The following is a 26,794-nucleotide window of genomic DNA, read 5'->3' as shown; positions in this document are numbered from 1 at the left end:
CTAAACCTTTATGTCGAACCATAGAAACATGTCGATGGCTGAAAGTATTACAACACGGAATTCAAAACAAGGATTGCGTGATTTGATTGAACATACGGGGGTCCGGCTGATCATTCTGCTGGTGATGCACACCGTTTTGTTTGTTGGCCTGCTTTGGTTGGCAATGCTATTGCGTTTTGATTTCCAGATCCCTGCGCACATGATGGATCGATTCAGGACAAGCGTCGCTGCAATCGTTTCCGTCAAAATTGTTGTCTTTTACTTAGCCGGACACTTTCACGGCTGGTATCGGTACGTTTCGTTTTCAGATGTGTTGGCGCTCGGTCGAGCCGCGTTGTTGGCGATGTTAGCGGTGGCGGCACTCGACTACTTTGTGTTCCAACAACCTCTTCCACGAACCGTAATTTTGTTGGACTTTCTGTTGACGATTTGCGCAACCGGTTTACTCCGATCGGTTTGGCGGCTTTACGACGAACGGACGTTGCTGACGTTTAGCAATAACCACATCAATAACGCACTGATGGTCGGAACGTCGCCACAAGATGGGAAATTAGCGCATCAGATCAATTCCCAGAAAACATCGGGTATACGGATCAAGGCCTTGGTCGCAGTTGGCGAATTTCGACGCGGATCGCGGCTCGGGAATTTGCGTGTTCGAGGGTCGATGGACAAGGTTCATTCGATTGCACTGAAACACAACTGCACGCACGTGCTTGTTTCAAACAATACGCTCAGCGGAACACAGCTTCGTCAACTGAACGATCTTTGTGCCGAGCATGGTTTGCAAGTGCGGATCCTGCCGCAGATGGACGAGGTGATGCAGGGTGCCAAAAAGATTCCGCTGAGAGAATTGAATATCAGCGACCTATTGCGACGTGAACCAGCTCAATTGGACGAGAAGCGAATCGGCAATACAGTTCGCGGCAAACGAATTTTGGTGACAGGAGCCGGTGGAAGCATCGGTTCGGAAATCTGTCGCCAATTACTGAAATTTAATCCCCATGAAATCGTTCTACTTGGCCGTGGAGAAAATCGAATCTTTGCGATCAACCAAGAACTTTCGGGCAAGGCTGGTTCAACAAAGCTAACGACCGCTATCGCGGATGTGACGAACAAAGTGTCCATGCGGGGCGTGTTTGAAAAGCATGACCCCGAACTCGTCTTTCACGCAGCCGCACACAAACACGTTTTCTTGATGGAAGGACATGTCGCTGAGGCGATCACCAACAATGCACACGGAACCCGTGTGACCGCCGACTTGGCAATCGAATTCGGTGTGGAACGTTTCGTTCTGATCAGTACCGATAAAGCCGTTAACCCAACCAGCGTGATGGGCTGCAGCAAACAATTAGCCGAACGAGTCATTCATTCGCGGGCCCTGTCCAGCGATACGATCTTTGGCGTTGTTCGTTTCGGAAACGTGCTGGGATCCAACGGCAGCGTGATTCCGATTTTCCAAGAACAGATTCGAAACGGTGGACCGATTACCATCACCGACCCAAACATGACTCGCTACTTTATGTCGATTCCAGAAGCATCCCAACTGGTGCTGCAAGCTGGATCGATGTGTACCGGCGGCGAAGTGTTCTGTTTGGACATGGGCAAGCCAATGCGGATCGTGGACCTAGCCAAAGACCTGATTCATCTTTCTGGTTTGCCCCAGGACAGCATTGAAATTGAGTTCATGGGCGCGAGGACAGGCGAAAAGCTTTACGAAGAACTTTACTTCGACGAAGAAGCGACCATCGAAACCGATCACGAAAAAGTACGTGCGGCTTATCAACGTCCTTATGAAGGGACCGCGATTGACGATGTGCTTGATGAAGTCTTGCAGCAGCGTGGGACGGTTTCAAACGAAGAGCTCAAAGATCAACTCAAAGAATTGATCCCTGAGTATCGCCGTCCACTTCGGCACGATACTCCTTCCAAAGCTGTCACCAAAAGCTAAGGACACGGTCACGTGTCATCGTTAGGCTCGCTCTACCATGGATTCAACCGACCCGCAGACGAAATCAAGCTCCGTTTCTCTCGAGTACCAATCGACGTCATCCCTTGAAGAGACGTCGGTGTCGAAGCCCATGCTTTTCATAACGGGAGCGACCGGTTTTTTGGGCTCAGAAATCCTCCGACAAGCAATGCTTGATGGGCAAAGAGTCCATGCCGTTGGGAGATCTCTAATTCAAGGCGAGCAAAACGAAACCTTGAAGTTTTCCCAGATTGATTTGGCGTCGGATGAACTATCCGCGGATTTGCTAGACGGCTGCGATCAGGTTCTGCATGTTGCTGGGCTCGCGCATCAGTTTGGCAAGCTTGGAAATGATCGCGAACGATTTCAGCAAGTCAACGTCGGTGCGGTGAACCGTGTTGCTGAGGCCGCTGGTCAAGCTGGCACCAAGCATTTCATCTTGATCAGTTCGGTGGGTGTCTACGGTGAAGGCGAAGGCGTACGGTCAGAGAAAGCAAATTGCCATCCCGAAGGTTTTTACGCGGTCAGTAAGTTCGATGGCGAAAAAGCTGCCCAGGAAGTCTGCGGTCGATACGGCATGACGCTGACCATCCTGCGCATGGCGACTCTTTATGGCGAACACGATCGCGGCAACGTTCAAAGGTTGATCGAGGGAATCGACCGCGGTGTGATTCCGTTTTTTGGTGCGGGGAAGAACCGAAAGAGTTTGGTTCATGTTCAGGACGCAGCGGCGGCATGTTTGAAGGTTGCCCAGGATTTTCGAGCAAAGCAAACAACCGGGACGGTAGTTTTTAACGTCGCGGGTGAGCCACGACTGATGCGAGATGTCTATCGTGACATTCGCATTGGACTAGGGAAATCCGAGGCATTTATCCGTATCCCGATGGTTTGCGTTCGGCTTCCCTTTCAAACGCTTAGCAACTTGCCGGTCATCAGATCGGTCGCCAGGAAAATTGTTTCGACGCTCGACAAGTGGTCGCGTGATGACGCTTATGATGGTTCAGGATTTCAGCAGCGTTTTGGCTTTACCCCATCGGTGGATTTGGCAACGGGTGTCGGCCGTCAAGCAAGATGGTACCGAATCCATCGGCAAGACTTGTTTCGGCGGAGGCTTGCCAAACGAGTCTTCGATTTCGGACTTGCGGCGGCTTTGCTAGTTGCGTTTTCAATTCCGATGATGATCGTTGCGTTGCTGGTTAAATTGACATCGCCCGGGCCGGTCGTTTACTACTCCGATCGAGTCGGGAAGAACAATCAACTGTTCCCAATGCCAAAGTTCCGAACGATGCGGATCGATACACCGCAAGTCGCAACGCATTTGCTTGGCGATTCGGCAAAGTGGTTAACGCCGATCGGAAACCTATTGCGAAAAACCAGTTTGGACGAACTGCCGCAACTCTTGTCAGTGCTGAAAGGTGACATGTCATTTGTGGGGCCCCGCCCCGCTCTGTTCAATCAAGATGACCTAATCGCAATGCGCGACCGGGCGGGCGTGTCGCGTCTGAAACCAGGCATCACAGGCTGGGCGCAAATCAACGGTCGCGATGATTTATCATTGCCCGAAAAGGTCGTCTACGATCAGCAATACTTGCTGCGTCGAAGCATTATCGAAGACATCAAAATCATCTTTGCGACTGGATTACAAGCGTTCGTTGGCAAGGGTGTCCGGTCCGCCGACGAGGCCGACGGAATCTCAGCGTGGCAGACCCTGCAACAATCGGCCGATCGAACCAAGACGATCATCACCGACCCAGAGTCCGCATTGTTGGTTTCCGATGCCGTCGCGACTTTGGGCTGGGAAGTTTCAATTCACTCACTTCGCAAGTCCGAGTCGCTGCCCGATTTGATTCAGGATCTTGCGGCAGAACAGTATGGACGAGTCTTATTGATCATGCCTAAAAAACTCTTGGAGAAACTGGACAAATTTTGTTGCCCTCAACAAATCGCAAATCGTCTCCCCTGCTTGAATCGAGTCGAAATAGAGGATAGCCGCCGGGGTTGTTTCAGCGATCAACAGATTGATGGATCAATGCGAATGCATCTGAGTTGTAGATTGCGAGACTTCGAGTAGTTCAGTCGATGAGCCTGAGGTGTCTTAGGAACGTGCGACTTTTTATAGTCGCCTTTCGCTCCGCGAAAGCAGCGGATTCGCTACTTTCGCGGAGCGAAAGGCGACACTAATTTCCCGCTCGTTCCTTAGTTCTTAGGAAAGAACAGTAATCCGCTGGTGAGCAAGTTGGCATTTTGAGAGATAAGGAAGTTGTTGTTTCACAGTGGTTTACATGACTTGCAGCCGCGGGCGGCCAAGTGTTAGGGCTTTCGGACTGAGTATCCGCAGCGTCGGTTCCTAGCTACTTTCTTGTCTAGTGTATTTGACATCATCGACCTATTCCGGCAACTCTGCGTTGGGATCGTTGGTGTAGAGGTCGAACAGTGGCTTTGCCATCATGTAGGCTGCTTGAGCTTCGGGATTCATAGAGTTTTCTAAGCGACTCATTGCTTCGGCGAGCATCAATTCGGTGCCCCAATAGTAATTTTTTAGAATCGCGTCGGCTTGGAAGATGTCAGTCCATACATTTTCAAATTGATCCGTTTCGAACGTGTTCCACGCGAACCAACTGACGTTCATCCTTTCCATGGTTCGCGATCCAAGCAAATGATAGAAATACCCTGGTGCGTCCGGTTCTTCCTCACTCAATTTCAGACTGGCAGGCAATCCTTGTTCGGTATTGATGACTGGATAACGTCGCATCGTTTGAGCGATCGGCTGGACGACATGCGGCAGATTGCTGATGTCGTAGGGATGAAAAGCAATTGACGCATTTGTGAAGTCAACTCCGCTTTGATCCAGTTCGACCGCGATACGCAACATGGTTCGATTGTTGAACGACGCCGGGGTCGTGAATGTCGCCAGCGATAAGTGCGTGTCCGGTGCCAGCAAGCGAACTCGCTTGAACAGACGACTCATCTGAAACACATCGTCGGCGGTGTAGTTGTTGGGATGAAAGCCAACTGGTTCGTTCATCAATTCATAAAACACGTGCGTTCGATTGGCGTATCGCGGTGCAATACGATTCCAGAATTGATAAAGATAAGATTGGCCCTCGGTATAAGAGAACTTTCTTTGCCCTGGCTGCAATCCGGTAATGAAGTTCGGATCCTTGTAGCCGGTTGTATCGTGATAATTGATCATCAGATAAATATTTCGCTCAGCCGCCAAATTGACGATGGTATCAAAGTCACGGAGCATGTTGCGGCGATCGGATCGCGAGATCTCGTTTGCTTCGGCTTGCGTCGCGGCACCTTGCAGTAAAGCGTCCGCTGGCGAAAGTGATGTGAAGGGAAACGGCCTGAATGGATCAACATTAGGGTCACCATGCGAACGTTGCCAGCCGTCAAAGAAAACAAGGCGTACGGCATTGATGCCGGTTTCGCTCATTCGATCCCAAAACGCTGGATCGGTTGCATAGTCAATTGCTGGATAGCCGGGTTGTCCGACGGTTTCTCTGCGGAACTTAAAGTAGGCAACCGTCGCGCCGCGAAGGAGTTCGCCTTGCGAGCCAACGACGGTTTTGCCCAATGACATATCACGGACGATCACACGCGGCGGATCGCCCGGCGGAAGCGTTGCATCGGCAAAAGCCAAAAGCATCAATAGCTGGTTTAACAAGCTAAGCACGATAAGTCCAAAGGGCAGCATAAAGTTTCATTCCCCACAAAATTGGAGATCTTGAGTTACGGCTGAATATCCGAATTGCTACGCGATTCTAATCATTGGGGGACTCTTGCACACCACAATAATCGTTCGTGATCTACCTTTGCCTAGGAATGAGCGGGAAATTAGTGTCGCCTTTCGCTCCGCGATAGTAGCGAATCCTCTGCTTTCGCGGAGCGAAAGGCGACTATAAGAAGTTGGACGTTCCTTACCGCAAGCGAGGCGTCGGGAAATACCCGAGCTGCTTTCGGACCGCAAATGTGACTGCCAACGACTGGCCAGCGGCATAGAACGCACCCGCGATGGCCGCACCAAGCACGCCCATGGTTGCGGACAAAACCGCGGACAAGATCACGGCAGCAACCGCAGACACGATTGAAATCCGCCGAAGCAATTGCTGCTGTCCCGTCATTCCCATCACGCCGGTCGCGATCCCCGTCACCGCACCGACGAGTTGGCCGCAAGACATAACCGTCAATAAAATCCAATGAGATTGATAGTCGCTTCCGAACAGGTTCATCCACCACGGTGCCCCGATTGCCATGACCAGCAAGATGGGGACGTTCACGGCACAGACGATTAGCGAAGATCGATGAACCAGGGCCTGAAAGCGTTCCGGCTCAGACGCCTGAAAGAGTCCAGCTAACTTCGGCGAACAGATAGCAACGACAACGCTTAACAACAGCAGCGGAAGAAGCGATGTTCGACGAGCCGCAGAAAACAGTGCCGCCGCGGTTTCGTCCTGGAAGTACTCGACAAAGAAAACACCACTCCAATTTCCCAAGAACTGTGTGCCCGCAACGATCAAGAAGTCACTTGATGTTGTCAGGTATTCCTTCAGTGAAACTTCTTTGTACTTGACGTTGCTGTCCTTGAAATCGCCGTCCGGTGAATCAGCTTGCGTAAGATCATTGGTTGGCTTGGCGTAGCGTTTTAAGAGTGTCAATGAAAGAAGACCAATCGCACAAAAAGCAATGGACGATCCGACGTAAATAATTGCAGCCGACTGCGCCGTTACTGCGTACCCTAAAGACGGTAAAACCAAGACCAAGCAGCAAGCCAACAAGCTGACTCCACCGACTTCAAACAACGCCCCAGCCTCGGGGCGATGAGCTGCTTTAAAACCGGATGCAACAATGCTGCTGATCGCAAGAAAAGGAACGGCGATCAAAACGGTTCGCAGTAATTCGCCCGCAGCCCAATCGAAAGGCGAAACCCACAGCAACAATCCGATCACGATTGCCACCACGACGCTGATGGAGGTGACGACTTTCAGCGCAATGTTGACCACTCGGCGAAACGCATTGAGGTTGTCATCGTGCCACGCCGCGCCACCAAAACGCAACAGCGAGGTCTCGAATCCAAATCGCGAGAAGATTGCGAGTGCCAAAACAGCGGTCAGGCAAACAGCCAAATTACCGTAGTCGGCCAAAGGCAATTGACGTGCCAGCACCACATTCAAGCCAAACGTACCGGCAGCCGAAAGACCGCGACAAAACGCAGTCAAGATGATTCGCTTCAGTAAACTAAAAATTGCAACTCAACCTCATTACGACTGCAAAGACCCCAACTGCAAAGATCCTAGGTTTACTCACTCTTGGAGACATTCCGCTAGACTGGGTAAGCAGTATAACTAGAGCCGGGCTGTTGCAAGCTAATCGGCCGGAGGCCGGAAGGAATGGTCACGAAATAACTTAATGAGATTTGATTCGACGAAACCCCAACCCCAACCCCAACTCAAACGCGTAAGCAAGGGATCTTCGCGTCAAACAAAATCCCTCGCTTACGGGCTTGTCGATTTAATGAGCCGTTCCGAATGGGAAAACGGGAAGTTGTTTCGGGGCAGCCCCAAAAGTAGGCCGCAGCGAGCGAAGCGAGTTACGGCAGGGCTGCAAAATGCCGAAATTCGCTCTACTCGTTAAGGCTTACAAAAATGTTTGCCGATTAGCGTGCCTGCACCCACTACCCTAAAACTAACCTGTCCCAATCTACGAGAGCCTTGCCACGCGCCGCGAGAAGAGCAATTGCCGCAGTGGAGCAGAGTATTGGCGAAAATAGAGACGGCTTAACTGCCACGAAAAAATTACCGTCGTTATCGAAGGACGTTCCTTCGAGGACGGGATCATGCAGGTTGAAACCGCCGCCTGATTCAATCATCTCAGAACACAACATTTGACAATTACTCTTGGAATGTTGGGGGTCTCAAATTCTCGGGCAATTAGAATTAAAGCCAGCATTTTGCCGGGGAGAGAATTTTTGTCATGAATGCCAACTTGAATAAATCTAGCGGGCATTGCGTCGATAACGCCCATCCAAGATCAGACTCCAGCCCCCTTTGATTCAATGCTTTCCAATCAGTTTGCCTTCTATCTTTGGTTGACGCTATCGGTTGGAGTCGCATTCTGGGTCGGCCGAACCAAGGGAAAAGAGATGATCCTTGGTGTGGGAATGGCGATGGCGTTCCTGGGGGCTAGCTGGTTTGAAATTGAATTTCTGGGTACACCCATCAATGTCCGGATCGCGACCGCCATTGTTTTGCTGACGGCATTCTGCTTTCACTCCGGCCGAAAGTTTTTCATTACCGTGACAGCGCTGGATGTTCTGATTACGGCGATCCTGGTATGGCACATCGTCGTTGATGTTTCAAAGGGAGCTGAGTTTTTCGGGACAGCATGCCAAGCCTACGGCGAATGGATGTTGCCTTATGCCACGGGACGCTATGCGATCGTCAGCCGCCGCTCGCTGAGCGATTTGGCACCCTGGTTTGCAACTGTTGGGCTGTTAATTGCATTGCTGGCGATCTTCGAGTGCTTTGCAGCTAGCAACGTTTGGTCATCCGTCGTTTCGCAGATTGACGATGAAGTCACGATTGGCGATCAAATTCGTTACGGGTATTTTCATCGTGCCAGCGGCAATGTTAGGCATCCGATATTCTTAGCCGTGATTTTAATGCTTTTGCTACCTTGGCAGATCGCAAGGATCGAGACTTTGAAGTCTGAAGCTCGATCTCTCGTACAAGGATTTTTGAGTCTCGCGACCGCCACGATCGGTATTTTTGCGACGGTGTCACGGGGGCCGCTGCTGTTTTTGGCGATGTCGATCGGTTTTGTAATCACCATTCAAAGTCGATTGGCACGGTTTGTTCTGATTCCTGCTGGCCTCATTGCGTGTTTTTTGTTGTGGAACAATTTTGAGGCTTCGCTTCGATATTTCAACCAAGGCATCGAGAAGACCAACAACAAAAGAATCGTTCAATTGGATGAGTCATCAGAGCCAATTATTCAATCTGGAACTCGAAATCGGTTAACCGTGCTGAAGCTCTATGCTCCCATCATCATGAAGGGTGGGATGACGGGTTACGGAACGGCGGCAAGCGAAGGTTTTCCACCAGCAAATATACCGGGATTACCCAGCGACCCCAAAGCCAGAAATCAAGTTGCGATCATTGACAACTCTTACCTCAATGTTGGTCTTCGTCTTGGTCTGGTCGGGCTCTCATTGTTCGTGGGGATACTGTTAGTCGCAATTGCACAAGCAGCCTCGTTTGCTAGACGGGCATCAACCTACCTTTATCCGTGCGAAAAACTCTCCTGTCTCACATTCTCGGCGATATTGTTTGGTGTTTCGCTGGAAATGACTTCGGTTTATTTGGATCCTGATTTCTCTTTTTTGTTGCTCTTTACGATCGGGATCGTCTCGGCATTTACAAGTGTTTCAACTGTGAATTCCATCGAATGAGAAACTTGTTCAGTTGACCAACGGCTGCAAGCCATTCTCACCAAAAAAAATTGCTTCGTAATCTGGCAAGCTCCTGCCGCCAGCCTGCTTTCTATAAGCGAGCGAGCTTTCAAGCCAGTCAGGCGGCACTCCTCGAGCATCGTGACCGCATCGTTTCGGCGTCACTGATTAAACAGGAAACAGCGACGCTTCGGCGAAACTTCGGCGACACTTGGCTTTGTGAGTTCAACGGAACTCCTGTTTCCGTTGAGCCATCCGCTGTTTATTGATTGAGGCGGGTCAATTCCCCCAAAGAGCCTAGTCTCTCGAATGGTGATTGACTATTCAGATTCAGCAGCGATAAACTGCGGCGATTATGCAGGATGCGCAGGATGTCCTGCCTTTGCGAGATTTTTCGGTACTCCCCTCGCCCGCCCCCACACACCTTGCCCGTTGAGGCCGTTATGTATTTATCGTCAGGCAATCAAGTTCGATCTAACGGGGGTGCGGGTTCGTATCGAAGGCGGGCGAGAATGCTCCGTCGTCGAAGAGTTTTGGTAGAGAAGCTTGAGCCTCGGCACTTGATGGCGGCGACGGTATTTCGCGTGAATGCGGGTGGAGGTCTCGTTGACGACGTTAGCGATTGGACCGCTGACAGCAAGTCCCTCCCATCAGCCTACGTGAATGCTGATGCGACGGGCAATCGAATCAGTTCGACGATTCAGTCGATTGACCTCTCCGATCCTTCGATTCCCTCAGGAACACCTCAAGCGATCTTTCAAAAAGGCCGCTGGGATCCGGGTGATGCACCGGAGATGGAGTGGGAATTTCCGGTTTCAGCGGGCGATTATGAAGTACGGCTGTTTTTCGCCGAGATATTCTCCGGCAATCAAGCGGTTGGAGAGCGGGTGTTCGACGTATCGATCGAAAACCAGTTGGTGCTCAACGATTATGACGTGTTCGCCGATGTTGGCGCAGATAAAGGTGTGATGAAGTCGTTCACGGTAACGTCGGATTCGGTGCTTGATATCGATTTCGGACGTGTGACAGAAAATCCGATGATCAGTGCGATCGAGATTTTGCAGTTAACCTCAGGCGGCGGAAACTCGGCACCGGTATTGTCCGCGATCTCCGACATCACGGTTGCACCTGGATCGCAGGTCAGCGTTCCCGTGTCAGCGCAGGATGCTGATGGTGGCGACATTCTAACTTTGTCTGAATCGGGTTTCCCCTCTTTCGTGACGTTGCAAGACAATGGGAATGGCAGTGGATTGATAACGATTGCGCCACCGGTCGGCAGCAGCGGCACGTACTCTGGTCAGGTCACGGCGACGGACAACGGTTCGCCAGCATTGTCGGATTCCGAAGCGTTTTCGATCAATGTCAGTGGCGGGACCTTCAGTAGTAGTTCGCTGTATCGAGTCAACGCAGGTGGACCAAGCGTTGCCGACGGGCTGGGCTGGGATTCAGATTCTAAGTCACTGCCATCGACGTATTCGAACGCCGTTGCAACGGGCAATCGAATCAGTTCGACGATTCAGTCGATTGACCTTTCCGATCCTTCGATTCCCTCGGGAACACCTCAAGCGATCTTTCAAAAAGGCCGCTGGGATCCGGGTGATGCACCGGAGCTTGAGTGGGAATTTCCGGTTTCAGCGGGCGATTATGAAGTACGGCTGTTTTTCGCCGAGATATTCTCCGGCAATCAAGCGGTTGGAGAGCGGGTGTTCAACGTATCGATCGAAAACCAGTTGGTGCTCATTGACTATGACGTGTTCGCCGATGTTGGCGCAGATAAAGGTGTGATGAAGTCGTTCACGGTAACGTCGGATTCGGTGCTTGATATCGATTTCGGACGTGTGACAGAAAATCCGATGATCAGTGCGATCGAGATTTTGCAGTTAACCTCAGGCGGCGGAAACTCGGCACCGGTATTGTCCGCGATCTCCGACATCACGGTTGCACCTGGATCGCAGGTCAGCGTTCCCGTGTCAGCGCAGGATGCTGATGGTGGCGACATTCTAACTTTGTCTGAATCGGGTTTCCCCTCTTTCGTGACGTTGCAAGACAATGGGAATGGCAGTGGATTGATAACGATTGCGCCACCGGTCGGCAGCAGCGGCACGTACTCTGGTCAGGTCACGGCGACGGACAACGGTTCGCCAGCATTGTCGGATTCCGAAGCGTTTACCATCAATGTTGGCGGCGTAAATTCCGGTGACGGTCCGCTATATCGAGTCAATGCAGGCGGACCAAATCTGGCGTCCACCCCCGATTGGACCACCGATACAAAGGTTACTTGGTCACCCTATCTGAATGCTGCTGCGATAGGTAACACGCTTGCGTCAACGACGCAGCCGATTGATCTATCAGATCCATCGATTCCTTCGGGGACGCCACAGGCACTTTTTCAAACCGAACGCTGGGATCAAGGTGCCGATCCTGATATGAAATGGGAGTTCCCTGTCACCAGCGGCCCCTATGAGGTTCGTTTATTCTTTGCTGAAACATTTACCGGGACCCAGTCCATCGGGGCGCGAATCTTCGACGTTTCGATTGAAGGACAAACCGTCTTAGATGACTATGACGTTTACGCGGACGTCGGCGGATATACGGGGGTAATGAAGTCGTTCATCGTTAGCTCCGACAGCGTTTTGAACATTGACTTTGGGCATGTCAAACAGAGCCCAGCCGTCAAAGGGATTGAGGTGATTAGCTTGCCTTCACCCCCAAACACGTTGCTGGTTTCACCCACGGAATTAGCATTTGGGAATGTCACATCTGGATCCAGTCAGACAGCCAGCGTGACACTGACCAATGGCGGTGCCAGCGGCGATCCTTCGATCACGATTTCATCGATCAATACCAGTGGTGCGGCGGTGTTCTCTACCATGCAGAGTGGATCTTTGCCGATTGTTCTTGCTCCGGGACAGGCTCTGAATGTTCCCGTTCAGTACAGCCCGACTGGAGATCAAACTTCAATCGGCACCCTGACGATCCAGCATTCCGGCACCGGCGGTCCGATTTCCATTCCGCTTTCGGGAACCAGCGGTAACAGCCCGATTAATTTTTCGAAATCAACGCTCAACAACGCCGGAGTCAACAATCCGACAACCCTGCAGTTTGGTCCTGACGGACGCCTTTACGTGGGGCAGCAAGACGGAACGATTAAGGCTTTGACGATCCAACGCAATGGTCCAACCGACTATTCGGTCACTGCGGTTGAAACGATCAACCAGATCAAGAACATTCCAAACCACAACGACGATGGCAGCCCCAACCCGAATGAAAATACGCGGTTGCTGACGGGGCTATTGGTTGTTGGTACGGCCAGCCAACCAGTCATTTACGCGGGCTCGTCTGATCCACGAATCGGAGCTGGCCCCTCGGGAACCGATCTAAACCTCGATACGAATTCGGGTGTGATTAGCCGCCTAACTAAGACAGGTTCGTCTTGGTCAAAGCTTGACCTAGTGCGTGGGTTGCCTCGCAGCGAAGAAAATCACAGCCTCAACGGTCTTGTGCTCGACGAATCCTCGAACACATTGTTCGTGACTGCGGGCGGCAACACCAACATGGGTGCGCCATCGAATAACTTCGCCCTTCTACCCGAATATGCATTGTCTGCCGCCATTCTTTCCGTTGATTTGGATGCGATTGGTGAATCGACCTACGACCTTCCCACGCTCAATGACCAGGATCGGCCAGGTACAAACGATTTGAATGACCCGTTTGGTGGAAATAACGGAAAGAATCAAGCCAAGTTGGTTCCTGGTGGCCCCGTTCAAGTTCACTCACCGGGCTGGCGGAATCCCTATGACATCGTACTGACGGAATCCGGCAAGCTGTATTCGATCGACAACGGATCTAATAGCGGATGGGGAGACATTCCCATCATCAATAACAATGGGACGCCGGGGAACTCCAGCGATGACTATGCAACAAACCAGGTGAACGAGCCCGGCAAAACCATGCTCGACGGTTTGCACCTCATTGACTCGCAAGGCTACTACGCCGGTCACCCCAACCCAACCCGCGCTAGCACGAACAACAAATTCAACCCATCGAATCCTCAGTCACCGGTCTCAATTGGAAATCCGCAGGAGAGTTTTTTCGAGCCCTCCGTTGCAAACAGTGGCTATCCAGGAAAGAACGGCTCGTTCGTGCAGTTCAATAATTCGACCAACGGTTTGACGGAGTACACCGCGTCTAATTTCGGTGGCCAATTGAAAGGTGATTTGCTGGCCGTTAGTTATGGCAATGATGTGAAACGCATTCAACTCAATGGTGCCGGAAACGATGACTTATCGACGACGAATCTGTTCAGTTCGGTCGGTGCAATTCCCTTGGATATCACGACCCAAGGTGATTCCGACGTGTTTGCTGGTTCTATCTGGATCGCCGACTACGTCAACAACTCAATCGTCATCTTTGAGCCTAGCGATGGGGGCAACAGCGTGTGTCCCGGCGACCAAGACTGTGACATGTACAGCGATTCTGATGAGCTTGCCAACGAAACCGATCCTGCAAATGCCGCAGACTTCCCAGCGGACAACGACGGTGACTTCACCTCTGACCTGTTGGATGACGACGATGACAACGATTCCGTCCTAGACATCGATGATGCGTTCGCGATCGATGCATTCAACGGAAGTCAGACGCCGATCGGAACGATTTACACCTGGGAAAATGGAACGAATTCAGGTGGCCTGTTGAACTTAAACTTCACCGGCCTGATGAAGAACGGTTCAGATGATTATCTGGATCAGTTCGACGCCGGTGCAGTCACCGCAGGCGGCGCGGCGGGTGTTTTGACCATTGATGCTGCAGGCTCGGGCACCGCACTGGGGGCATCCAATGATCAAGAGCAAGCACTCCAGTTCGGCTTCAATGCCGGATCAACGTCTGAAGCGTTCGTTGGCAAGACCAGCGTTGTCGGCCCGTTTTCGGGACTGTCGCCTGAACCCAATACCGAAATGGGGTTCTACCTGGGCACGGGCGACCAGGACAATTACGTGTCGCTGGTCGTGACGGGAGCCAACGGTGGGCAGGTTAAATTCCTGAAAGAGGTCGGTGGCAACGCAAGTGTCATCGGCACAGCGAATCTGCCAGTGGCGAACGTCGATTTCGTCGAGCTTGACTTACGTGTCGATCCTGACACGAACGTTGTCCAGGCTATTTATCAAGCTTCGGTGGGCGGTAATCTTGGCCAAAGAGTCACGTTGCCACAAACCACTCAGATTCCTGCAAGCTGGATCAACGCTAATATGGCCATTGGTGTCATCAGCACTGACTCCACTCCCAACAGTGAAGTGCCGGTGACCTGGGACTTCCTCGGTGTCGAGGCTGCACCACCAACCAGCAACGTCCCGGGTTCCGCATCCTTGATCGTCAATCAAAACGGCAGTATCAACGCTAGCACGTACAACACGAACTCGATAAAGCTGACGAATGCATCAGAGTCCGATGGGCCTCTGATCACAGAGGTAACTTTTGATCTTAGCACCACGTTCCTTCCCGACGTGGTTTTTGATCCACAAGGCACAGCAGGTGACATTGTTTCCCGTGGATTGATCCCCAGCAGCGGTGTTCCAGAAACAGGATTCGTGGTTCCCAACAAACCCAACAGTGATCCGTTCTCGGTGCCTCATCAGGATGGTTTCTATCAAATGTCGATGGTCTTCACGGATTTTGGTCCTGGCGAGACGATTGAATTTGGTGTCGACATTGACCCCACAACGATCAAGGGACTCCCCAGCGATGGCCAAGGTTCGGACTGGGCAGGCAGCATCTCAGGACTGGAAATTTCCGGTGCCACGATGACTGTCACTTTCAGCGACGGTTCGACGATGACCTCAACGGTATTCGCCACTGGTAACACCGACGGCGAGAGCAGTTCGATTGCAGCGGTTGACGCACCGGCAGCCCCGGGGATTGAATTGTTGGGAGTTGCTTCAACACCCACAACGATCAATAGCTCCAGTCAAACGATTCGCGTGACTGGGCAACCTGGTCAGCAGGTACGGCTGATGGTCGCCGAAGGGCAACTCGATCCCACCACTGCGGTTTTTGATGTTGATCCATTTGAGGCAAACAGTGTGATTGCGGTTGATCACTTCAATGCGACGATTGGTGCGAGTGGCAATGTTGACGTTCCCCTAACGCTGGCACAAAGCGATAGCAACGGAGGCATTTTCCATTTCCTTGCGGTCGTTCAGGAGGCCGACGGTCGCACCAGCGACGTGTCGCCGGTATTGGTGGTTCAACTTGATGAGCCATCCGTCGATCCGGACAACAATCCAGCGTTCATCGAAGTGGACGGCGTCGTGGTCATGGAGGTTGAATCCCGTGCCGCTACAGACGATTGGGAAAGTGAAGCGTCCATCACCGACTTCACTGGCAGTGGGTATTACCGCTGGGATGGGCCAAACCTTTACGACCAAGACCAAGCAGGATCGTTGGGAGTGCTGGAATACCGTGTACTAATTACGAATCCCGGAACTTATCAACTTCGGGTTCGTAGCCATCGCGATGATGGTACCGGGACTGACTCGAATGATGTGTGGGTCAAGATGGACTCAGGAAATTGGAAGAAGATCTACTCAAGCGTGCAAGGACAATGGACTTGGAACACTAAGTTTGATCAAACCGGCACAAACCCAGATGCTTCTTACACGCTGGAACCTGGAATGCACACGTTTTCGATCGGCGGTCGCTCGAAAGATTTCCGCATCGACCGGGTAGTGTTGGTAAACACCGAGTTAACGACAGAAAATGCAGCCAAGAAGACCAATGTTCCCGAGTCTGATCGGGAAGGTGGCAACAGCGGGCCAGCGACGTTTGCGAGCTTCGATGTCAATGACGATCTTAATGTCACCGCTCTTGATGCTTTGATGGTGATGAACTCGATTAGCTCTCCCGGCGCGGGCGAAGGTGAGAAGGTCTTCAGCACCAAGTCCGACAGCAATCTAACAACAGACGTCAATGGTGATGGTAGGACAACGGCTTTGGATGCATTGCAAGTCATCAATTACCTGAGTCGAATCAACCGAGGCAGCCAGGCTTTGGAAACTGAACAATCAGCAACACTCCCACAAGCTGATGACGAAGATCAAACGCTGATTGCAAACGAGTTTGCCGACGCTGCCATTTCATCTCTGTTCTAACACTAGCTGTCCAACCATCAACAAAGAGGTTCATTGACGCAATGCTGATCCGTCGTCCGAAAAGTGAAAGTCTTTTCGGTCAAACAAAAAGCGCCTGATCTCTTTAACCGCGATGACGGGGTGCAGGATTGATTCTGTCAGACCTTTAAATAAGTAATGCGCGCTGGTCGTTAGGTGTCCATGTCTTAACGCTCGAATCCCCCATTTGAAGAATAGAGAATGGTAGGTTTCCGGGCGGAAGTAATTCCTGATCGTCACCCCTTCGTTTGCGACGCCACGTCTTTTGAACGCGTTGGCGAGTACTTTAGCTGTCCTCGGAGCGGCAACCCGCAGGGGTTCCAGTCCGGTGATGCTTGTTGGGTGCTTCCGAAAGTGTACGAGGATATCTGGAAGATTGGCGAGTTTGCCAATCTCTCCGAGTTTCAAGAATAGATCATGATCCTCAGCTAAAAAGAGTGTCGGATCATACATCCCCACACGACGTATCGCATCGGCGCGAAACATTGCACAGGGTTGAAGAATTGCAGATCCTCGCCCCCCCATTAACAACGCATCAATCGCTTCGTGATCGGTTGGCAAGTGCATTGGCCCGAGGGGACGCCCAACGTCATCGATTAGCTCACACTGCCCGCCGACAACCACATGGTCAGGATTTTCAGTGAAAAAACGAATCTGTTTTTCAAAGCGATCCGGCATTGTGATGTCGTCCGCATCCACCTTTGCAATAAACTCACCTTTCGCATCCTGAATCCCCAGGTTTGAAGCTGGTGCGACCCCCAATCCTGTCGTCCGAAAGCTTCGGATTCTACCGTCCGCTTTCTTCAATTGTTCAATGACATCAGGAGTAGCGTCAGTTGATCCATCGTCAATGATCAACACTTCAAAGTCACCAAATGTTTGATTTAGAATTGACTCGATGGCTGAATAGAGGAACCGTTCTCCATTCAGAACAGGCGTTATCACAGAAATTTTAGGAGCGTTCATGTTGGTTGAACCGGGGCTGATAATCTGACGTTGCTCGTATGGAATCAAAGAACTATTGAAGGCGTGGTTCGGGGCGGAGAGCCGGAATCAATCCAAGGATTGTTGGATCGATCCCCAAGTGTTTTCGACTCCAATACCACGTCAATGAATTCCACATCACAGAACCAAGCAGAAGCGACGTCGCCGCACCGACGACACCGAACATGGTTGTCAGGATGCACAACGCAATCAAGGCGATGATGTTCGATCCGGCAACGAATGCAAGAAAACGTTTCTCGTGGCCTGTCATTAACATGATAAATCCGGTTGGCCCAAAGCAGGCATCGATCAGAATTCCAGAGCATGCAATCAGTAGCGCTAAGTACCCATCTCGATAGTTCTCGTTGAATTGAGCGATAACGGTATCGCCAATGAAAACCAAAATCAGAACGCCAATCAGAATCAATAGCGATGCGATGCCGGCCATTGATGAAGAGAGCGTTTGAATCGAGCTATACTGTTTCGCCGCATAGTGTTTTGAAATCAAAGGCGGGATAACGACACTGACTGCCATCAATGGCATTCCCAGAACCATCGCAATCTTCACCACGACAAAGAATTTTCCTGTTTCTGCTGCTGTCAAAATCAGGCCGACAATGACGACGCCAATGTTCTGCATCGTTGCCTGAGTTACGGCGACGCCCCAAAACCAACGAGCCGATCGTCGCCATTGATCGACTAACGTCACGTCAAATTGGTCAAGTTCAGGTGAGTCGTCCGTATCGACTTCAGCGGATGGCTTATTGGTGAAACGACGCACCTTTCCAAGTGCGACCAATGCTTGAAGTGAAGCGATGGTGATAAGTGAAATCGCCAAAAGAGAGACACCAGATTCGGCATCTAATTCAATCGACATCCAAAGGCACGCACCAGCGATCGCGACCATCGCGACCCGCCATACCAACACCCGAGGGGCAATCGCATTAACGACACCACCAATCGAGCGAAGCAGGTTCAGGGTGTAGTCTGCCATCACGAAGGCTAGCACCAAAAGAGCAGTCACCGATGCATAGGCAAACTCCTGGGTGCCGCTGGAAATACAAGTCGCCAACACAACCATCAGAGCGGTTCCGGCTATTCCAAGTGCAACCGTTCGCAGCGAATAGACCAACAACTGCCTCAACTTGACGCGATCTTGGTGCTCGAGATAGACCGGAACAAATCGAAGCAAGAGCGTGAAATGACCGAAACTTGCGAAGATCGCAAGAAACGTCGCCGCGCTGAAAGCAAAGCCAAGTCGTCCGAATTCATCGGAAGTCATCGTTCGCGCCAAAAGCACAAACATCAAGAACGAAAAACCAGCGCCAAAAACTTTTATCGCTAACGCCATGCCACCCTTTGCTACCAATCGACCAATGTCGGTTCGTAGTACGGCTGGAATCCTTAGTGATCGCACGGACGCTGGGCTATTCATTTCGTATTCAGAAGTTCGGTCTCAATCGCCAATGGCGTCCGGCAGGCTGCAGACGATGAATTAAATGATTGATAGATCATCGATATAACCCAAAACTATAGTTAGTTAGTGTCCGTTCACACCTCGGAACATCTTGGGAAAGACGATTTTGGGAAGTCGGCCGTATGGTTTTAATGGATTGGCATCCGCACCCTATCTTCATCAAGAAAACAACGAATACCTCGAAATCTGTGTCCAAGCTTTCCTGCGTTTATCGGTCCCAAGCAATGTCTGGTGAAAGAGGAACGTTGATTCAGTGAAAGCTGGTTATCCAAGAAGCTCCTCAAATTGGGTGCCCTCGAAGTGTGATTGCCATTCGTCAAAGTTGGTTAGCATCGACGAGAGAGTTGACGGATTCATCTTCCTCAACTCAGGCTCGGCAAATTCATTTGACACCTCCAGGAGTTCGCAGATTGAATTTACCGAACTCGGCGTAATTTGATTGCCTTGGATCATCTCTTCGTAGACCAGCTCAATTTTCCGGTGACCTTCAAATGCTTCTTCAAGTCTGCTCCGTTGAGACAAGAGCTCAAGGACATCTTTCTCAGCGAGTTGTGGGGAAATCGCAACTTTGACCGGCGTCAATTCTTTAGTCGTGTGAGCGCGAATTCGCCCCAGACGACGGTGGCGTCGCATGATGTATCGAGATACATACTGCTTGAGCACATTCTCTCGCGTCAAGTGAATGACAGAAACATCCGTATCCTTTTCAAGGAGCTTTAGGACGCGGCTGCCATCCAATTGGTCGTACATTCCTCGGAAGCCAACTCGCTCGTGATCCTGATCGAAAACTTTTTGAACAGCTCCATTTGGATTGAGCATTGCTCCGCTCAGTGCGTAGTACCAGGCGAGACGTGGGCGTCGATAGCGAGTGAGCCATTCGGGAATCCATGGAGTTTGTGGACTGCCCATGCCTAACAAGACTTCCCCAAAACAGCCAATCTTGGGGTGAGAGTTCAAGTACTTTTCCAAAAACACGGAGCCCGAACGCTGAGTCGCTAAGACAATAAATCGCTTTTTACTCTGCCTTTCAATCATCGTTGCATGTTTCAAAAAATAGGGAACGCAGAACTGATACAGCGTGATGCGAAATCGGTTGAGAATGACCGACTGTGGGAAGGATAGTTAGGAACTCAGGTTTCTAAGCGGGGCGACCTAAGGAACATGCGACTTTTTATAGTCGCCTTTCGATCCGCGAAAGCAGCGGATTCGCTACTTTCGCGGAGCGAAAGGCGACACTAATTTCCGGCTCGTTCCTGAGCTTGCTATTCAGATTCTAATTCGCAGTTCTTAAAAAGCGATTAAACATTGCAGCAGCATTCATTTGTATTGCAGGTTTTTAATCGAAATAGAAAGAAGGGGCGTTTCGGTCTTGTGTTGAGATGAGATGACTACGGAGTCGAAATTCAGTTCACAGCCGAAAGACTAAAAAGAATCTCGTCCAGTCGTTGTTTCTCTTTCTCTGTACTAAACAATGACTTTGCACGCTTGTGTGCAGCACGTCCCATTCTCGCTCTTTCTTCAGGGCAGTTACAAAGCCTGAGAAGCGCATCTGCATGTGCCTCGATGTCACCCGGAGAGAAAAGAATTCCAGTTTCTTCATGAACAATAGTTTCGCAGACCCCGCCGCTCCTACCGGTAACAACGGGTAGTCCAAGTGCCATCGCTTCGATGACCGTAACGCCAAAGGCTTCCTCTTGACCGGTTAGCGGAGATGTCTTGTTGTGCGCGGTGAATAGAACTGCGTCCCTCATTAAATCTTTGACTTCTCGCGAATTCACCGGGCCAAGCAAATCGATTTTTTCTGAAACAGAACTATCTTTTCGTGCTGATTCGCAAGCACTCTGTTGGTGTCCGCCACCGGCCATCACCAGTCTTGCATTTAATCCTCGTTCGCAAGCCAGTGTAAAAGCCTTAATTGTCTCTACTGGACCTTTGAAATCGGTTAGCCTGCCTAAATACAAAATCGTCTTTTCAGAGGTAGGTTCTAGGTGGTCAGCAGGCATATCATCGGGAACTTCCACCCCCAGATACTTTACCGGTGTTCTATCTGGATCAAAGCCGATATCAGCTAGCTTTGCTCGGGTGGCATTGGAATTAGCGATTGGCGTAATTCTGGGCATGATTGCCTTTACCTTAGAAACGTAGCCGTATCCGTGTGCGGGTAAGAAAGGCAAGAACTCTGATCTTCTGTTCCAGGTAACATCATGCCCATGGCAATGGACAAAAACAGGATTGGGCACCAGAGAGAGCATCTCTGAAAGTTGAACGGCTGCGGTCAAATAGTGAATGAGAATAACCGATTGAGGGCCCATCTCGTTGACAATTTTGACAAGCTGTCCGTTAACGGACTTCATGTAGATTTGGCGATTCAAACGCCCTCGAATACCTCGAAAGTTCGCGTGAGTTAATGCGCATGAATCAACGGCGTCCCATGAGTAGCCCTGTCGTCCTGACATTGCTGCGAATTGGACATTCGGTGCAAGCATTTCGGTCATGCGAGTCATCCATGTTTCGGAATACTTCGGAAACTCAGGAGCGACTACTAATACAGAAGGCTTTAAATGCATATTGAAAAACGAATTACATTGATCGACGAAAATTACGCCATCCAATTATGAGAAAATCAATCCGAAGCAACGCTGTCCAGCTATTCGAACTGACGAAGGACGGATTCACCATAGACTGACAGCACGCCTAGGATCGACAGGTATGGACCTGGACCCCGAAAGCATTGCGCCAAGCCCAGTCCACATCGCTATTCCGACCATGAAAGATCCTGTGGTTAAAGAAACTTCGGTGATTTGATGGATCAGCAGCACTAGCAGAAACGCAATCCCCAGCGTCATTGAATCCATGTTGTGGCCGGTGCTGAGTACCCAGGTAATCGCCATGATGTACGCTGTGATAATTGCTAGACCGATTATTCCGCTCTCATGAAGCACAGCATAATAATAATTATGAATTGACAATTTTAATACCTCGCCGTTTTTCTTTATCACTGTCCAATCTGCATGTGCTTCAGTGCCAGTGCCGATCCAAGGATTCTTTTCAAAACGCATTTTACCTTTTTGCCACATAAGCGCTCGCCCTCCGCCTAAACGCTTTCCTAAATGCTCCATCGATACTTCGCTTGCACGCTGCACCGTAGGATGTTCAATCCAATTGGGCCAAGACAGCGACAGAGTTATCGCCGCCGCTATCGTTAGGACGACGGCAGGTAACGCGGTGATTGGTCGAACTCCAATCAAGCAGTAAATGAAATAGATTCCAAAAAACAGTATCACGACGGCATAAGAGGTTCGACTGACCGAACACACACAGGCAATTAATCCGACAGCTGCGAGCAGTATATTTAGGATCGAGGAACGCCCTATACGCCGAAAGTAGAAAGCGAAAATAATGGCAAAGCCGCCAATGATACCCAGGAAATTACTGTGGAGCTCCAAGAAGATGAGCCCAGTCGTCATTCCATTATTTAAGTGCACCAATGTAAACAGGCTTAGCAAGACGATCGCAGTGATTGAGACGCAACGAATAACACTTGGGCGTCTCCAATCAATCAGTCCGGCGGCACATAGTACCAGTGGCATGATGCTTAAACGTCCCAGCACCTTGAAGGTATCAGCAGAATCAACACCGGACCCGGACGCCAATAGCAGTGCCCAGTAACAAATCATGACGACGCTAGCAGCCATTAGCAGAAACAGTGTCCAAGTAGGCAGTGATCTGTTAAAAACTCTTTCAAGAATGATCAGGCTGGAAAGTGCAATTGCCGAACCAAGATATGCTTGTGCCACAACCGAATTTGCGAACATCGCAAAGAACAGAGGCCCAAAGGCAAACAATGCAGCAATCAACGGATGGAGTATGCGGAAAGCCATGGAAGACTCAAGCTCGGATTAAGGAAAGTGGGCGAATCTGATCACGGCGATTACGCGTCAATTTGCCGTGCTCTGTGGAGCTGAAATGCAGGAGTTGGCCCAGGTGCTTGCTCATAGAAATGTCTGCTTCAGTGTCCGATTAGGTTGGAAGTATCTGTTTTACGATTAACGATCCGCGCGTCGTCGCGCCGGCCGCTTCCGCGGTATTTTAACGCGTTGGCGTCCACGTTGTTGTCCGTTTACCAAAGAGCACTCGGAGCACTCCTAGCATGGCAGCGAGGTGAATGTAGGTAAAATAGAATGGCAAGTAGAGAATTGAAATTCTTTTGCCTGAGACTTCCGTTAGAAAGCCAAGAAAAGTGGCAATCGCCCAAACGCAGAAACAGAGGAGCACGGTCATTGCAAGGCGATCACCCATGATGGAGGTTGCAATTAACATCGCAAGTGACGTAAGTGCGAGAGGGAAGACCATCCATCGAAGCACCCGAGCGCTCAAGACATGGACTCCATACCATCCAGTTCGTGCGGGGTTAAAAACCTGGCGTCTGCACCAAGCTGAGTAAAAAGCGCGACTGACGGTTCGGATTCTGCGCGCGAAATCGGCTTGCATTCCGAGGTCGTAATACTCCTGCGAAACAGCGCTCGGTTGAAACGCCACGCGTTTACCCTGCAGCACAACATCAAATGCAATCACTCCATCTTGGGTGCAGCCAACGGGTATCTCGTCCGGGTAAAGGTTCTTCCACATCGCAAAAACACCACCTTGCACGTAGCAAAGTGACGTGCACTTTTCTTGCATTTGCTTGATTAAGTCTTCATAGCGATAAAATAAACCTTGACCCTCTCCCGCACTACCTTTGTTGCGACTGAGGTGCCATTCGCGTCCGCAAGCAACGCCAACACCTGGCTCCTTCAGCTTTTTTACCAACTCCAACACGGTGTCTGGCTGCATTTCGGCATCAGCATCCGAAAACATTAACACTTCCCCGCTAAGACGCGGTAGCGCATGTCGAATTGCTGCCTCTTTGCCATTTCGCACGTCCGTTTCAACGACGTGAACATCCCAAGAAACTTGGCTCAGATTTTCGCTGATTGCGTTGGACGTTCCATCAGTGCAACCATCGAGCACAAAATTAACATCAAGCTCTCCCGGGTACTCCACCGCTGATAGATTGTCCAATTTCCCCGCAACAAGATGTGCGGCATTGTGAGCGGTTACAACGACCGAAACAGATGGCCAGTCTGTGTCCGAGGTCATGCTTGATTCTTCACCGAAACTACTGGGCCGTCTTGTAGAAGCGAGCTTTAGAAGTACGGGATATCCGACGTAGACGTAAAAGATTACGAGTAGTAGAGCAAAGGCCGCGTAAGTCACTGTCTTGGTTCACTCTAAATCGATTAGGGGTAATGGCGCAAACGTTTTACGCTGAATAGTTCACATTCTGATCCAGCTTAGCTAGATGCGTTTTTGCGCCGGATGCTCGTGGGGGCACAGTGTATTTGCAACATCGGCTTGATTGGTAACTTAATGGCAATTTTGACAGTCAGCTTGTCGAAAACTGCCGTATCAATGCTCCGCGCGTTCGTGACAAGCAGCGAATGCGCGCTCGGGTGACGCTCAACGCCGTAAAGGGTTTCCAAACCGTTTAACCGCGTGGGCATCGCCCCGCGCGTCCACGCTAAACGAAACGCGCGGGGCGATGCCCACGCGGTTAAACAAACTGATCCGTGTTTTCCGAAACCAAAAATCTTCACGGCGTTGGGTGACGCTGCTCGTCAAGTTTAATTGAACCGATACCCGCCAACGCAAGAAACTTTTTCATTAAGCGCTCGAGACGATTATGTAAGGCACAAACAGTTTTACAACAGAATGTCAACGGACGAAGGTTAAGACACCCCCCACGGTCTCAGTAGCATTGGAGGATTCGTTATAACCGTAACCCCACAACCGTAGCTCCGATGGATCGCGGAGTTTCAATACAATTTGCCGGAGATTGCCGAGAGCGAGAATTTTCGCTGCTTGCAATAAGTGCTAGCGTTGGCCGTGCAATTGAGGCGATGGTAGGTGTCCAATGCGAGTCCGTTTCCAAGGAAACAATCCGTCTCAGCAATCGCTTGCTTGCGCGGACACCATCGGCAACTCAATCTTGGTGAAGCTGTCAGCATCGGCTGGTGGCATGTCCGCAACGCTGCGAGGATACGTCGCTTGGTTTTCTGCGAAGTCGATCGATAGGTCAAGCGATTCTAGGATTCGACGTGTTTGCAAATCGAAGTGCAGGAAGCTTCCCATGATGGTGTGAGCGTACTCGAATTTGGTTGGTCCCATCATCGCGGCACGGACAAAGTTCTTTGAGTAAAGCCATCGGGTTCGGCGATCGGCCAATAATCGCCATGCGATCGTGCGGAAACCCTTGAACATTCGACGAAATTCCCAGCCATTGGGAACGTGCTTGTTTTGGATATTCATTCGCCCAGTGGTGTCCATCACGCGGCCCATAAAAGCCTCGGGGGAATAAACCGCTTCGATAATGTTGCGAAGTTCCTTGTAAATTTCAACTCGATCACGCGTCGTCACAAAATTCAGACCGCTGATCGTTTGATCTTTGGATTCCGTACTGCGAAGCTCGTAAGTCGCCTTGGCGTCACTGATCCAGTTGTGGTCTGCATCGATCAAGCGTCGTTCTTTGGTCAATCTGCGGGTTAATTGCGTGTTGGGCAAAGCACTCAGCAACCCCACCATCGACAACGAAATACCGCTTTCTTGAATGAACTTGATCATCGGCCCATCTGTCCCCGGTTTATCTGTATCAAAGCCAATGATCAGGCCCGCGGCGACTGAGATACCGTAGGAATATATTTTTCGCACGCGTTCAATCAACGGATGAACCGTGTTGATTCGTTTTTGCGTGTGGATCAGTGTTTCTTCATCGGGTGATTCGATTCCCAAAAAGACGTATCGGAACTGAACGTCCTGCATTAATTGCAACAATTCTTCGTCATCAGCCAGGTTGACGCTGGCCTCGGTGGAGAACACGAACGGATAGTTGTGATCTTCGTTCCATTGTTTCAGTGCCACCAATAACGGTTTGATTAGTTTTCGATTCCCGATGAAATTGTCATCCGTGAAATCAACCCAGCCGCGATATCCAAGATCATACAGACTCTGCAATTCGGCAAGGAATTGCTCAGGTTTCTTGACTCGGGGACGCCGACCAAAGAGTTCAATGATGTCGCAGAATTCGCAGTTGTAAGGACATCCGCGCGATGACTGAACGCCAACGTGCAAATAATCGTTAAAGTCGATCAAATCGAAACGTGGCGTCGGAGTCGTTGTAACGTCTGGTTTTAACTTCGATTCAAACACGCCTTTCGGATTGCCTTCGCGCCACGCGTCCAACCACATCGGGATTGTCAACTCGCCTTCGCCCATCACGACTGCATCGGCGTCGCTGTAGATTTGCGGTTGGCTGGTCGGATCGGGGCCGCCCACGGCTACAAATTTTCCATCCGCTTTTGATCGCTCGATCAGTTCCAGAATGCCTGGTTGCTGCGGCAGCATTCCGCCGGTGCAGATCACATCAGCCCATTGCCAGTCGCCTTCGTTGATTGGCTGAACGTTCAAATCGGCGAGCCGGATTTCCCAGTCTTCGGGAAGCAAAGCTGCCACGGTCATCAACCCAAGCGGAGGCGCGGTCGCCTTGGCACCAATGGCTTTGGCACTTTCAACAAAGTTCCAATAGTTGGTTTGTTCAAAAGCTGGCTGAATCAACAAACACCGAATCGGCCCATCTGGGCCGTCAGCAATTGAAGATTGGTGAGATAGATTTTGGTTTGCTGCGAATGATTGAGCGACCATCAGTGATCCAGGTG

At 50.7% G+C, this 26,794-nt stretch carries 13 protein-coding genes; 4 read left to right on the top strand and 9 right to left on the bottom strand.

What is annotated here, in order from left to right:
• Positions 1–34: 34 nt before the first annotated feature.
• Both RC85_RS28395 and RC85_RS06850 read left to right on the top strand, forming a co-directional pair.
• On the top strand, positions 35–1,948 hold the full coding sequence (locus tag RC85_RS28395; protein WP_160148082.1) for a UDP-N-acetylglucosamine 4,6-dehydratase family protein: 1,914 nt from the start codon (positions 35–37) through the stop codon (positions 1,946–1,948).
• A gap of 37 nt (positions 1,949–1,985) precedes the next feature.
• Positions 1,986–4,037 (top strand): hybrid nucleoside-diphosphate sugar epimerase/sugar transferase, encoded by a 2,052-nt coding sequence (locus RC85_RS06850; protein ID WP_068260298.1) that lies wholly within the window; start codon positions 1,986–1,988, stop codon positions 4,035–4,037.
• Positions 4,038–4,352: 315 nt separating this feature from the next.
• On the opposite strand, the gene RC85_RS06845 is transcribed toward RC85_RS06850, so the two are convergent.
• Both RC85_RS06845 and RC85_RS06840 read right to left on the bottom strand, forming a co-directional pair.
• Positions 4,353–5,618, bottom strand: coding sequence for a cellulase family glycosylhydrolase (locus RC85_RS06845; protein ID WP_162273179.1), 1,266 nt, complete (start codon positions 5,616–5,618; stop codon positions 4,353–4,355).
• Between the two features lie 271 nt (positions 5,619–5,889).
• A complete protein-coding gene (locus tag RC85_RS06840; RefSeq protein ID WP_338060571.1) occupies positions 5,890–7,191 on the bottom strand; it encodes a lipopolysaccharide biosynthesis protein in 1,302 nt (433 codons plus the stop codon).
• Positions 7,192–8,024: 833 nt separating this feature from the next.
• Here RC85_RS06840 and RC85_RS06830 point away from each other — a divergent pair.
• Together RC85_RS06830 and RC85_RS06825 are read left to right on the top strand one after the other, a co-directional pair.
• Positions 8,025–9,419, top strand: a complete 1,395-nt coding sequence (locus tag RC85_RS06830; RefSeq protein WP_068260287.1) for an O-antigen ligase family protein — start codon at positions 8,025–8,027, stop codon at positions 9,417–9,419.
• Between the two features lie 512 nt (positions 9,420–9,931).
• Positions 9,932–16,564 (top strand): malectin domain-containing carbohydrate-binding protein, encoded by a 6,633-nt coding sequence (locus RC85_RS06825; protein ID WP_162273178.1) that lies wholly within the window; start codon positions 9,932–9,934, stop codon positions 16,562–16,564.
• A 30-nt stretch (positions 16,565–16,594) separates the two neighbouring features.
• On the opposite strand, the gene RC85_RS06820 is transcribed toward RC85_RS06825, so the two are convergent.
• The 7 genes from RC85_RS06820 to RC85_RS06785 form a co-directional block, all read right to left on the bottom strand.
• A complete protein-coding gene (locus tag RC85_RS06820; RefSeq protein ID WP_149752664.1) occupies positions 16,595–17,548 on the bottom strand; it encodes a glycosyltransferase family 2 protein in 954 nt (317 codons plus the stop codon).
• Positions 17,549–17,600: 52 nt separating this feature from the next.
• Positions 17,601–18,848 (bottom strand): lipopolysaccharide biosynthesis protein, encoded by a 1,248-nt coding sequence (locus RC85_RS06815; RefSeq protein WP_238383099.1) that lies wholly within the window; start codon positions 18,846–18,848, stop codon positions 17,601–17,603.
• A 459-nt stretch (positions 18,849–19,307) separates the two neighbouring features.
• Entirely contained in the window at positions 19,308–20,078 is a 771-nt protein-coding gene (locus RC85_RS06810) for a hypothetical protein (protein WP_068260279.1), read from the bottom strand.
• A 368-nt stretch (positions 20,079–20,446) separates the two neighbouring features.
• A complete protein-coding gene (locus RC85_RS06805) occupies positions 20,447–21,538 on the bottom strand; it encodes a glycosyltransferase family 4 protein (protein ID WP_068260278.1) in 1,092 nt (363 codons plus the stop codon).
• Positions 21,539–21,715: 177 nt separating this feature from the next.
• Positions 21,716–22,924, bottom strand: coding sequence for an O-antigen ligase family protein (locus tag RC85_RS06800; protein WP_068260276.1), 1,209 nt, complete (start codon positions 22,922–22,924; stop codon positions 21,716–21,718).
• 208 nt (positions 22,925–23,132) lie between these two features.
• Positions 23,133–24,182 carry a glycosyltransferase gene (locus RC85_RS06795; protein WP_068260273.1) on the bottom strand — a complete coding sequence of 350 codons (1,050 nt, stop codon included), beginning with the start codon at positions 24,180–24,182 and terminating at the stop codon, positions 23,133–23,135.
• Between the two features lie 846 nt (positions 24,183–25,028).
• Entirely contained in the window at positions 25,029–26,780 is a 1,752-nt protein-coding gene (locus RC85_RS06785) for a B12-binding domain-containing radical SAM protein (RefSeq protein ID WP_068260266.1), read from the bottom strand.
• Positions 26,781–26,794: the final 14 nt, after the last annotated feature.

The sequence above is a fragment of the Rubripirellula obstinata genome, from assembly GCF_001642955.1.
Taxonomy (GTDB): Bacteria; Planctomycetota; Planctomycetia; order Pirellulales; family Pirellulaceae; genus Rubripirellula; species Rubripirellula obstinata.
The sequence above is the reverse complement of the archived record's forward strand: the minus strand, read 5'-3'. Positions and strand labels throughout refer to the sequence as shown.

Bases quoted from the DNA above. Each gene is read 5' to 3' on its own strand.
- RC85_RS06785 (WP_068260266.1), bottom strand. From the start codon at position 26,780: ATGGTCGCTCAATCATTCGCAGCAAACCAAAATCTATCTCACCAATCT.
- RC85_RS06805 (WP_068260278.1), bottom strand. From the start codon at position 21,538: ATGACCGAAATGCTTGCACCGAATGTCCAATTCGCAGCAATGTCAGGA.
- RC85_RS06850 (WP_068260298.1), top strand. From the start codon at position 1,986: ATGGATTCAACCGACCCGCAGACGAAATCAAGCTCCGTTTCTCTCGAG.
- RC85_RS06845 (WP_162273179.1), bottom strand. From the start codon at position 5,618: ATGCTTTTGGCTTTTGCCGATGCAACGCTTCCGCCGGGCGATCCGCCG.
- RC85_RS06795 (WP_068260273.1), bottom strand. From the start codon at position 24,182: ATGACCTCGGACACAGACTGGCCATCTGTTTCGGTCGTTGTAACCGCT.
- RC85_RS28395 (WP_160148082.1), top strand. From the start codon at position 35: ATGGCTGAAAGTATTACAACACGGAATTCAAAACAAGGATTGCGTGAT.
- RC85_RS06825 (WP_162273178.1), top strand. From the start codon at position 9,932: ATGCTCCGTCGTCGAAGAGTTTTGGTAGAGAAGCTTGAGCCTCGGCAC.
- RC85_RS06810 (WP_068260279.1), bottom strand. From the start codon at position 20,078: ATGATTGAAAGGCAGAGTAAAAAGCGATTTATTGTCTTAGCGACTCAG.
- RC85_RS06820 (WP_149752664.1), bottom strand. From the start codon at position 17,548: ATGAACGCTCCTAAAATTTCTGTGATAACGCCTGTTCTGAATGGAGAA.
- RC85_RS06815 (WP_238383099.1), bottom strand. From the start codon at position 18,848: ATGACTTCCGATGAATTCGGACGACTTGGCTTTGCTTTCAGCGCGGCG.
- RC85_RS06800 (WP_068260276.1), bottom strand. From the start codon at position 22,924: ATGGCTTTCCGCATACTCCATCCGTTGATTGCTGCATTGTTTGCCTTT.
- RC85_RS06830 (WP_068260287.1), top strand. From the start codon at position 8,025: ATGCTTTCCAATCAGTTTGCCTTCTATCTTTGGTTGACGCTATCGGTT.